This is a genomic window from Pseudanabaena sp. 'Roaring Creek' (assembly GCF_001402795.1).
Classification (GTDB): domain Bacteria; phylum Cyanobacteriota; class Cyanobacteriia; order Pseudanabaenales; family Pseudanabaenaceae; genus Pseudanabaena.
Genome location: NZ_LIRE01000464.1, coordinates 1 through 10,822 on the forward strand (window position 1 = coordinate 1; position 10,822 = coordinate 10,822).

Here is a 10,822-nt window from a genome sequence, read left to right on the forward strand (position 1 = left end):
CTCAGCTAGCGTTGGCTGAGCAATGTCCCACCAAGTTATCTAGCTTCGACTTCCCTCAGCTAGCGTTGGCTGAGCAATGTCCCACCAAGTTATCTAGCTTCGACTTCCCTCAGCTAGCGTTGGCTGAGCGGAGTCGAAGCCACAGATACTTTATAGCAGTAGCCAGTTATGTTAGGACAAAAACAAAACCCAGAAGAGTGTTGCGGCGCAAAGCGCCGCAACACTCTTCTGGGTTTTATGTCTTAACTTATTTGGCTATAGCTACAATTAATAGCAATTCCCTAAGCGCGGCATCTCGTTTTTATTTTTATAGCTGTCGCCACTCGCATTAGGACAAAATCATAATCCAAGAAGAGAAGGTTGGCACAAAGTGCCAACCTTCTCTTCTTGGAATACATTGGGCGACAGCTATATATCTAATTGCGCCAAGGGACTTACATATTTAGCGATCGCCGATCTAGGAATCAATAAACAGATCGGCTCCTTCTTGAGTGACTGCAAAATTTGCCACATCAGTGGGGGATTTGCCCATCGCGATCATTTTCTGAGCGATCGCAGGTAGAGGGATCCCGACAAAGGAATCTACCCATTCAACATTCTTACCAGTGCAAATTTCAAATTTAGAACCATGAAAAGGACAGGTAATGACACCATTTTCAAATTTACCTTTGGCTAAGGGCAGTCCAAAATGAGGACATTTATTGGCGATCGCACAATAATTATCACCAACTTTTGCGACGAGGACAGATTTCCCATTGGCACTGGTCTTCAGGACTTTATCGGAACTGACATCGGTCGTGGAGGCAATTTTGACTTTAGTCATTTTTTTATAAATGAATGTTTTAAGACACAAAAAACTATATCACAACCTATATTTGTGAAGGCACGATCATGTATTAGGGTAATTAATAGCTATTGTCCTAACTAACCCAAGCCCAAGAATATAAGTGGCGGCGCAAAGCGCCGCCACTTATATTCTTGGGCTTATGTCAAAAGCAAAGCTTTTATGACTATTTAAAGACCTGTGGCACACGCTGCGCCACAGGTCTTTGGGTTTTATATTTAATTACGCCTATCTACTTTGCAATCTACTTAGCGATCTACTTAGCGATCGCCTTTCGGGGTTGCTAGATATTTTGTCGGAAAAAGCTAGAAAAAAAATATCAGACTTTTTCTGTTCCAATAAGTTGCTTGTAAATGCCTTGATTGATGTCATGAATTATCGGTCTTTTTATCGTTAAAAACAAGTTTTAGCAAAACCAAAAAAGACTTACAATCCCTGAAAACCTTACTAATAAATGTTTTTGAGGTTTACATCTATACAATTACCTTAAATAACTGGTTTAGAAAAAATATGCTAACTTAGCAATGTCAATATAAACAGCATACAAAATATTTTGTTTTATACGTTGTTATCTATATTGATTTTTTGTCGATCTTTAAAATTTTTTGGCGAGTCGAACGGATGGGTGTTGAGTACTTGTGAATTGAGAGAAGAATTCTAATTATGAGATTGGGAACTGGGTTGAGAAAAGATTGGGTAATTGTGTTGAGTTTAAAATGTTTGTTTACCCAATCAATCCTAATTAAATGGAGATTCAGTTAGTAGTTTCCTGTCTTAAGTTGATATTTAAAATTAGTATTTAAATTGACATTCAAACTAATACTTAAACTAATATTTAAATCAATAATTAGAATTAATATCTTACCAAAATATTATGACTCGCTAGTTTTTTAGAGCGGCTATCCAGATATAAATAACTAGGGAAATGTGAGGAAAAAGATGACTATTGAAGACGCACTCAATATCGTAGATTCTGTTTTGGAAAATAAGAGCCTTAGCACAATTCAAGAGGCTATTTTTCGTCAAACTTGGGATGGAAAAACCTATTCGGAAATTGCGGAAATAGCTGGCTATGATGCCGCCTATATTCGCGATGTCGGTTATAAATTGTGGCAATTACTATCTGAGGCTTTTGGCGATCGCGTAACTAAAAACAACTTACAAGTGGTTTTACGCCGCTATAGTAATCGATCGTTAAATGCTAGCTCTGTTGCAAGTGGTAATTATCCATCTTTGATTAATTCGCATATCGTTTCCGCCATTCCTTCTTCAGTGAATTTACCGATTTCTACGGAATCCTTTAGTCAGGAAATTAGTAATGGGGCTTCTAAACTTTTGCAATTGCTAGCACGGGTATTAACCGAACCCATTGGCGATCGCCCAATTAATCATCACTGGCAGCAGCTCCATGATTCCAATACGGATTCCTCATTGAAACTGACCATTACGGTAAACCTCAGCATGGCAGACTAACCATCAAAAAGGGCGCAATGCGCCCTTTTTGATGATACAGTTGGCGGCAGCTATAGCTAACGTGAGTTTGTTTTCAAATCCCAAAAGTAAAAGCCTTGCTAAGCAAGGCTTTTACTTTTGGGATTTGAAAATTTGCCAGCTTAACCCGAACTGACGTTTGTTTAGGCTTTGCTAGCGATATCCTTGCGGTAATACATACCGTCATAGGAGATAAATTCGACAGCGCTATAAACATTAGTAATCGCATTCCGAATGTCGTCCCCTAGAGCTGTCACTCCAAGCACTCTGCCGCCATTGGTTACTAGAGCGTTATTCTTGAGTTTTGTACCCGACTGAAATACAAATGCGCCAATATCTTCCGCCTTACCGATACCCGTGACAAACTGTCCCGTTTCTACCTTGTCTGGATAGCCTCCTGCTGCCATGACTACACATACAGAGGACTGCTTTTTCCATTTAAGAGGCGGGAAATTGCCAAGATTGCCCTCAACACAAGCCAACAATAATTCGTCTAAATTGGTTTCTAGCAATGGTAAAACCGCTTGTGTTTCAGGATCGCCCAACCGACAGTTAAATTCCACCACCTTAGGCTCTCCTTCAGGAGTAATCATCAGTCCCGCATAAAGGCAACCGCGATAATCGATCCCTCTAGCCTTTAAAGCAGCGATCGCTGGTTCTAAGACTTGACTCTGAATCTTTGCCATTAACTCTGGCGTAGCGATCGGTGCTGGGGCATAGGCTCCCATCCCGCCTGTATTGGGACCAGTATCGCCATCGCCGAGACGTTTGTGATCTTGGGCGGGCATTAAAGGACGAATATTTTTACCATCGGTGACGGCAAGGACTGATACTTCTTGTCCTGTCATAAACTCTTCGATCACTACGGTTTCGCCTGCGGAGCCAAACTGCCCCGCAAAGATGCGATCGATCGCTTCGGTGGCTTCTTCGATAGTCATGGCAACCGTAACACCTTTGCCGCTAGCCAGACCATCTGCCTTAATCACGATCGGTGCACCCTGCTGCTGGATATAAGCTTGAGCTGCTTCCAGCCTTTGGAATGTGGCACTTGCAGCCGTGGGAATATTCGCCTCCTGCATGAGCGCCTTTGCCCAAGACTTACTAGATTCAATCTGCGCTCCCTCTTGGGTGGGACCAAAGATTAACGCCTCAGCTGCCTGAAAATAATCAACTATACCAAGGGCTAGGGGCAGTTCTGGCCCGACAATCGTAAACCCAACACCTTGGACTTGGGCAAACCTTAAGATACCTTCAAAATCGTCAATGCTAAGGGAAACATTCTGGCAGTTAGGCATGGTAGCCGTACCGCCATTGCCAGGGATGCAAAAGACACGATCGATATTGGGAGATTGCAAAAGTTTCCAAGCTAGGGCGTGTTCTCTACCGCCACTGCCAACTACGAGGACTTTCAAATTACACCTTATAATACTCACACTGGTTATGCTCTATCAATTACAGCATTTGGGGCTATAAGTGAAAAGCTCTGAATTGATTTGATTCCGCGAAATTATGCCCTACTCAATCGGTATGTCGATCTGTATTGACATAGTCCAAAAATCTAATTTATCAGGAGGTTATTATACCTTGAGGAGTAGAACCTAGGGAAACTTCGTTGCTAAAGCTCACTTTTTTCACAAATTGGAAGGCTCCCGCGATCGAACCCCATACCCTCTCATCGGTTACGACATCGTAGCCACGATCAAGGCTGCTGTAGGTGTTTTCAGTTACTTCAAACTCGATCGCCAGATAGGTGTCAACGCCCTTACGGTTAATGCAGCATTTTTTGCCTGGTTCGACGGAGCCTTTAAAGGTGTGAGCATCGTGGCGGTATACCCATTGCGTACAGCCCTCTAGCTGTGCGATCGCATCCGCATCCAATGCAGCAAGGCGATCGCGATCGCGACTGGCATTAAAAAAAGTCTCGGCATTTTTGAGCCGATAGTTAATCATCTCAATGCGATCGTTTTGATAGATTAGGTGCAAGACGGCAGTGCGATAGGGATGATTTAGCTCAAAATCGTAAGCTTGTTCGAGAAATAGCCATACCCCATTCTCCGTAATTGGATTGGGCAAGGGACGGATTCCAACACGAATATGAGCAAAAAAGGGTGGATTATCGATCGCCTGTTCCCAATTGCTATGATCCCCTGCTAGCCACTGAGCAAGGATATATACATCATTGGGACTGGTTAAATTTGTGATTGATGTCATGGAATAAAAAATAATTAAAATAAAATTCAAATAAAATAAAACTAAAATCATTTATAAAATCATTTATAAATGATTTTATAAAGTGAGTATATTTATGGTACTTGCAAGAATACAATCCCACTACAAAATACTTTTAATAGCTCTTACAGCGCTTTGCGCTCAAACCCAAACCAAGGGAATTTTTGAAAGCGTTGCGAAACAACGCTTTCAAAAATTCCCTTATAGTTCGTTTGATCGATAATTGCTGTATGACAGTATCCGTAAAGATAATCAATAGTATTATCTATAACCGCTTCATCAATATACGCATCTTTCTTCAGTACGAGTGCGTATCATTTGCTTAAACTCTTGTCGCTGCTGCTCGTTTCTTTCTTGATAACCGTAGTTTTTTTACGGGTAAAATTGAGCTTACGCATTGCTTTGCCAATAATTACTCGACTGACTGGTTTGCCCCATTTTTCTGCCATTTCTTTTTGGGTTAAATGTCCATTGGCTTCCGCAAATGCTTTGAATGCTTCTAGGTCATCAATCTTCGGTTTCGGTCCCCGTCGATACTCTGCGGGAGCTAGACTTCCTTTTTCTTCTCGGCGTTTTAGCCACTGATCTAACGTATTTCTGCTGATATTCAATATTCGACAGACATGACTCTTTTTTTCCCCTCTGTCGATCACGGATACTGCTTTCTCTCGTAAATCGATATTGTAGGCTGCCGTCATTTTCGTTGCTTTTTCTTGCTCTCCTCTTTTAAGATTATGTCCTATCTTACCCTTACGTTACTATAGTGAGTATGTTGAGGAGTAGTTTCCAATCGATCTCGTCCCCTAGCGAGTAGGGGAACCGCCGTCTGGTTGGTGGACAACACCTCGCTGTGTTTCCAATCGATCGCGTCCCCTAGCGAGTAGGGGAACTTTCCTGATGAAACTCCAAATGACTATGACTATTTGGTTTCCAATCGATCGCGTCCCCTAGCGAGTAGGGAACTTCATTAGTTCCCTAGCTCTAAGAGCGCTTACAGGGATGTTTCCAATCGATCGCGTCCCCTAGCGAGTAGGGGACGGATTAGACTCAATAACCTCAATCACTGTTACATTGTTTCCAATCGATCGCGTCCCCTAGCGAGTAGGGGAATCCCTCAATTTGATGGTCATGCAGCCCATTTTGTAGTTTCCAATCGATCGCGTCCCCTAGCGAGTAGGGGAAATCAACATGGAATCAACGACATATTCAACGGATAGTCTGGGTTTCCAATCGATCACGTCCCCTAGCGAGTAGGGGAAATGCTATCCCTAACATAAAACAACTAATCAGAAAGCGTTTCCAATCGATCGCGTCCCCTAGCGAGTAGGGGAATACTAATCTAGCTTCTTTTAGTTCAGACAAGCCCTGTTTCCAATCGATCGCGTCCCCTAGCGAGTAGGGGAAGAAGGCTCATCAACAGTTCAAAAAGGCTATTCAAGATGGTTTCCAATCGATCTCGTCCCCTAGCGAGTAGGGGATGAACTTGTGATTACGATTCCGATTGATGAGAACTTTGAGGTTTCCAATCGATCGCGTCCCCTAGCGAGTAGGGGACTGGCATGGCTTACCACTACACCCAATATTCAAAGAATTGCCCCAAGTTTCCAATCGATCGCGTCCCCTAGCGAGTAGGGGACGATTAATCACCCTAGCGATCCAATTGGTAAAAGCTTTGTTTCCAATCGATCGCGTCCCCTAGCGAGTAGGGGAAAGCTGCTGAAAATTGGGTAGCTACGGTAATCCTCAAGGTTTCCAATCGATCGCGTCCCCTAGCGAGTAGGGGATTGACTTCTCTAGTATAGCCAAAGGCATCAGCCAGCCTTGTTTCCAATCGATCGCGTCCCCTAGCGAGTAGGGGATAATAAAACACATGGCAGCAACACCAAAAGCCTCATATGGTTTCCAATCGATCGCGTCCCCTAGCGAGTAGGGGAAGAAAACAGTATTTTTAGTAGCTGGTTCTGAGAGATCGGTTTCCAATCGATCGCGTCCCCTAGCGAGTAGGGGAGCTGGTGACGCTCTTGTATCCTCATGGCACACTATTCTGCGTGGTTTCCAATCGATCGCGTCCCCTAGCGAGTAGGGGAATCCTCTGATGAATATGATAAGAGGGAAGCTATTGTGTTTCCAATCGATCGCGTCCCCTAGCGAGTAGGGGAGACAATGTATGACGCTATCAAAGCGGACAGATTAGGTTTCCAATCGATCGCGTCCCCTAGCGAGTAGGGGACTTTCACTGGTTTTACTGTATTGAGCATCAGAAACGAGGGTTTCCAATCGATCGCGTCCCCTAGCGAGTAGGGGATTGTCAACCTGTTCTTCATGCTGGTTTAGCGAAACAGTTTCCAATCGATCGCGTCCCCTAGCGAGTAGGGGACGCTTTGCGAACTGTCGCAAAGTATGAAAGTGATCTGTTTCCAATCGATCGCGTCCCCTAGCGAGTAGGGGAGTGAATTGGTTGACTCAGTACATGGCACAATCGAAGAACGTTTCCAATCGATCGCGTCCCCTAGCGAGTAGGGGATTGAAAGTGATAGACAGCTACAGGACTTTCTAAAGTTTCCAATCGATCGCGTCCCCTAGCGAGTAGGGGACAAATGAATTTATTGGCGTAATTTGCAGGATTGAAGTTTCCAATCGATCGCGTCCCCTAGCGAGTAGGGGAGGTTATGGCTCTGAGGCAAAGAAGGCAGTTAAGCGTTTCCAATCGATCGCGTCCCCTAGCGAGTAGGGGATAATTCTAATCAAATTAATAGGCATCTAAATAATAATAGTTTCCAATCGATCGCGTCCCCTAGCGAGTAGGGGATAAGGTTAAACAAGGTTAAAGGTTAAAGGTAATGGCTAGTTTCCAATCGATCGCGTCCCCTAGCGAGTAGGGGAGCAGTATACAAAGCTGTCGCTACAAGCGGTAGCAAAGCGCTGTTTCCAATCGATCGCGTCCCCTAGCGAGTAGGGGAACATAACACGGCATGGCAAAGATACAACGAGTTTTTAGTTTCCAATCGATCGCGTCCCCTAGCGAGTAGGGGATCTAAATGTAACCCTATCTATTAAGGGTTTTCAGTGTTTCCAATCGATCGCGTCCCCTAGCGAGTAGGGGACGATGAATCAGTTACCCCAATCGGCACAACTAGCACTGTTTCCAATCGATCGCGTCCCCTAGCGAGTAGGGGAGGCGGTAAAGCGCTCAATAGCATGGAGAGGGTATTAGGTTTCCAATCGATCGCGTCCCCTAGCGAGTAGGGGAGCTTTGTCAATCTCATCGACACACAAAACTACTTTGGTTTCCAATCGATCGCGTCCCCTAGCGAGTAGGGGAAGTAACAACAAGTTTAGCTCCAAGACCCATGAACATGGGGGTTTCCAATCGATCGCGTCCCCTAGCGAGTAGGGGACAGTGTTAACTAGTTGGTTCTTGTGTTCTGGTCTAGTTTCCAATCGATCGCGTCCCCTAGCGAGTAGGGGATATTATCAAGACCAAGGCTAAGGCTAACAATTGTTAGTTTCCAATCGATCGCGTCCCCTAGCGAGTAGGGGAAGAGATAAACTCTGAAGAACTAAAACTAAAACTAGAATTACGTTTCCAATCGATCGCGTCCCCTAGCGAGTAGGGGATTCTCTGAAAAGAAAATGTCTGTATTCTGTGAAGCTTGTTTCCAATCGATCGCGTCCCCTAGCGAGTAAGGGAGTACCCATATTAGCACCCTTACACCGCATTGAGTCTAGACATCATTTGCGAACCCTCCGCAAAAAACAGGTAAAAAACAAAAAATACAAACACAAAAAAGCCTTGAAACCCATATCCAGCATAGTATCGAGGGCTAACACGCAAAAACGTCATTTCAGCCTCAAACGCCAACCCATCGCAAAGCCATGATACAAAACGGCTCGGATTGAGGCAGAGCCAAGCATCAGCGATCGAAAAACGACTATGGGCGGGGAGGCAATTTTGGTAAAACATCCCTAATCGGTTCGCGGATTGGCAATTTATCCAGCTCTTTTCTATCTAGATCTCGCGGATCTAATTTCTTGATTTCCTTATCGACCTCATCCTTACCACGCTCCTCCAAATTTTTAATCTCCTTTTTGACATCCTCTTTTACATCATTTTTTTTATCCAGAATCAACTTAGCATTTGGGAAAAGCGCTTGAAACTTAGCTTGAACCTTACCCAAACTTGGCAAATCCCTTCTAAAACCCTTTACAGCAGGACTACTCAACAACCGCTCATACTCCGACTGCGAGATCTTTTGCAACTCCAATCTTCGCTCTTTCCTAAAATTACGGAGCCTTTCACCACTCCTAACCAACTGCACCTGCGGATTCGGCTCATTGCGCGTGACCGCCACCTCACCCTCCAGAACTTGAATCCGATCGTTACCCTGCTCATCAACTTCCAATAGATAAGTCGTACCCCGCACCGCCGCACTGATAGAAGAAGTACAAGCCGAGACAGCACCATTAATTAACACACTACCCTTTTGTAATTGAGCGCCACACTTACCCACCGTCAAAAGTGAATTTTTACTAAGGCGCGCGATCGCATTATTATCAAACTCTATCTCAGCCCTAGACTCACCCGTCCTAACCTGCTCCTGCGACTTCGCCACATCATTAACCGCCACCTTGCGATCGCGAATAAAAACCTCATCCCCATCAAGAATTTCCGTCACCTTAGCCGATTTACCATCAACATTCAGTTGACTGGCAGGCGAAGCCGTTGGAGTAGCAACTGTCGGCGCAGCAGAACTTGACGCGGAGCTAGACACAGGACTGGGCGCAGAACTAGATAAAGAATTTGGCGCAGAATTTGGCGCAGAACTAGACGAAGGCTCATTGTTACCACAGCTAGCAAGTAACGAAATCAAAATTAGGAGTAGCGCTTTTTTCATATTTAAAAGACCTCACAAGGTTTTCGTATCTTGACAGCTCTAAATTTATAGCTATAGCAATCCTAAATGCGTTGAGAGCGGCTTCAACTTCGCCCAGCGATCGCGCTAATACCAATTCACGACCAATTCACGAAAGTGTGACAACACTTTTGTGAATTAAAAACTAAACCTAGCAAGGGTTTTCCAGTTAAGAAATGGCGTAGCTATTTCTTAACTGGGCATAAGTTGGCTGAGCGAAGCCGAAGCCCCATTTTTCCTACAGAAATATTATTTTTTTATAAATAATCTAGGACTGCCATTCAACCATGTAAATTAAGACATAAAATCCATTTCCAGAGTTGCCGTACGCCAACCCACAACGCTATGAATATTTTTATGAATATTTTTTAGCAAAAGATGAGTAGCGATGAGCAGCGATGCCACACATCCTCGATCGCTCCCACGATCTCACCTTAAAATCGCGATCGGCAAGTTTGTTTTTGTAACTAAAACACAGGGTTAATTCCATGATTACCTATACAACAAAGCGACAATCCGTAGATCGATCGGCCTTAGTGCAACCCGATGCCAGTACCTGCCAAAGCGCCGCAATTTGTGAAGCCCTTGGGAAACCAGCCGCAGATATCGAAACAGTACGAACAGCCTTACTCGGCTTGGGAACAGCGGGCGACCCTACCGTCATGGGGGCTTATCTCAAAAGCGTCATTGGCGACAAGTACCGCTATAACGGCAATGCCAGCCTACTCGATATGCTTGCCGCAATTAGAGATTTAGGAGCATTCTTAATCATCCATACCAGCCTGACTATCAGCGGACATGTGATCTCGATAAACGCCGTTGACACCGATGACACTGGCATCATCCAAAATTTCCATGTTTTCGATTCGTGGAGTGAATTCGACGGCGCAAGCTTCTCCTATCCAAGCCTAGCCGAGGATTGCTTTGCAGGATTGTATTCCAAGAATTTGATATATTCAGCTTGCGTCGCAGACGATGGAAAATTTGAGACCGCAAAAGCCCAATACTTACTAGATGCTCCCGATAGCCAAAAGAAAGGAGCTTGGGTGCATATCATCCTCCCCTAGCTGTCCAATTCCAAAAGAGATTGGTAACGCGAAGCGCCACTAACACCAAATCACAAAATGGCTACGCCATTTTGTGATTTTAAAACCCTTACTGGGTTTGGTTTTTCATTCCCAAAAGTGTAGCCACACTTTTGGGAATTGGTATCATCTCTTTTGAAATTGATTTTGTCCTACAGAAATTATCGATCGAACCACAAGGAAATATTTGAAAGCGTTGCAAAGCAACGCTTTCAAATATTTCCTTGGTCTGGATTTGAGCGCGAAGCGCTGTAATTTAG

8 protein-coding genes and 1 CRISPR repeat array are annotated in these 10,822 nt (G+C 44.3%); of the genes, 2 read left to right on the forward strand and 6 right to left on the reverse strand.

Annotated features, from left to right (window positions below; translation table 11 throughout):
• Positions 1–457 precede the first annotated feature (457 nt).
• The gene (locus tag AC805_RS14805; protein WP_055076134.1) at positions 458–823 is read right to left on the reverse strand and encodes a Rieske 2Fe-2S domain-containing protein; all 366 of its coding nucleotides are present in this window, start codon (positions 821–823) and stop codon (positions 458–460) included.
• Between the two features lie 960 nt (positions 824–1,783).
• Between AC805_RS14805 and AC805_RS14810 the strand changes: the two genes are divergently transcribed.
• Positions 1,784–2,317: a hypothetical protein gene (locus AC805_RS14810; RefSeq protein ID WP_055076135.1), complete on the forward strand. Its 534-nt coding sequence runs from the start codon at positions 1,784–1,786 to the stop codon at positions 2,315–2,317.
• Between the two features lie 161 nt (positions 2,318–2,478).
• Here the strand turns inward: AC805_RS14810 and purD are convergent, their stop codons facing one another.
• From purD to AC805_RS27160, 5 genes are all read right to left on the reverse strand, one after another.
• Positions 2,479–3,747, reverse strand: a complete 1,269-nt coding sequence (gene purD / locus AC805_RS14815) for a phosphoribosylamine--glycine ligase (RefSeq protein ID WP_055076136.1) — start codon at positions 3,745–3,747, stop codon at positions 2,479–2,481.
• Positions 3,748–3,901: 154 nt separating this feature from the next.
• Positions 3,902–4,546, reverse strand: a complete 645-nt coding sequence (locus tag AC805_RS14820; RefSeq protein ID WP_055076141.1) for a chromophore lyase CpcT/CpeT — start codon at positions 4,544–4,546, stop codon at positions 3,902–3,904.
• Positions 4,547–4,878: 332 nt separating this feature from the next.
• On the reverse strand, positions 4,879–5,262 hold the full coding sequence (locus tag AC805_RS14825; protein WP_055076137.1) for an IS630 transposase-related protein: 384 nt from the start codon (positions 5,260–5,262) through the stop codon (positions 4,879–4,881).
• Between the two features lie 84 nt (positions 5,263–5,346).
• Positions 5,347–8,255: a CRISPR direct-repeat array (repeat unit 36 nt; unit sequence GTTTCCAATCGATCGCGTCCCCTAGCGAGTAGGGGA).
• Positions 8,256–8,496: 241 nt separating this feature from the next.
• Positions 8,497–9,459, reverse strand: coding sequence for a FecR domain-containing protein (locus AC805_RS14835; RefSeq protein ID WP_055076139.1), 963 nt, complete (start codon positions 9,457–9,459; stop codon positions 8,497–8,499).
• Positions 9,460–9,832: 373 nt separating this feature from the next.
• A complete protein-coding gene (locus tag AC805_RS27160; protein WP_269433591.1) occupies positions 9,833–9,967 on the reverse strand; it encodes a hypothetical protein in 135 nt (44 codons plus the stop codon).
• Here AC805_RS27160 and AC805_RS14840 point away from each other — a divergent pair.
• Positions 9,966–10,544: a hypothetical protein gene (locus tag AC805_RS14840; protein WP_055076140.1), complete on the forward strand. Its 579-nt coding sequence runs from the start codon at positions 9,966–9,968 to the stop codon at positions 10,542–10,544. The genes AC805_RS27160 and AC805_RS14840 overlap by 2 nt on opposite strands.
• The last annotated feature ends 278 nt before the right edge of the window (positions 10,545–10,822 follow it).

What these genes read in the sequence shown, in the direction of transcription:
- AC805_RS14805 (WP_055076134.1), bottom strand. Translation starts at nt 823, where the DNA reads ATGACTAAAGTCAAAATTGCCTCCACGACCGATGTCAGTTCCGATAAA.
- AC805_RS14810 (WP_055076135.1), top strand. Translation starts at nt 1,784, where the DNA reads ATGACTATTGAAGACGCACTCAATATCGTAGATTCTGTTTTGGAAAAT.
- AC805_RS14820 (WP_055076141.1), bottom strand. Translation starts at nt 4,546, where the DNA reads ATGACATCAATCACAAATTTAACCAGTCCCAATGATGTATATATCCTT.
- AC805_RS14825 (WP_055076137.1), bottom strand. Translation starts at nt 5,262, where the DNA reads ATGACGGCAGCCTACAATATCGATTTACGAGAGAAAGCAGTATCCGTG.
- AC805_RS14835 (WP_055076139.1), bottom strand. Translation starts at nt 9,459, where the DNA reads ATGAAAAAAGCGCTACTCCTAATTTTGATTTCGTTACTTGCTAGCTGT.
- AC805_RS14840 (WP_055076140.1), top strand. Translation starts at nt 9,966, where the DNA reads ATGATTACCTATACAACAAAGCGACAATCCGTAGATCGATCGGCCTTA.
- AC805_RS27160 (WP_269433591.1), bottom strand. Translation starts at nt 9,967, where the DNA reads ATGGAATTAACCCTGTGTTTTAGTTACAAAAACAAACTTGCCGATCGC.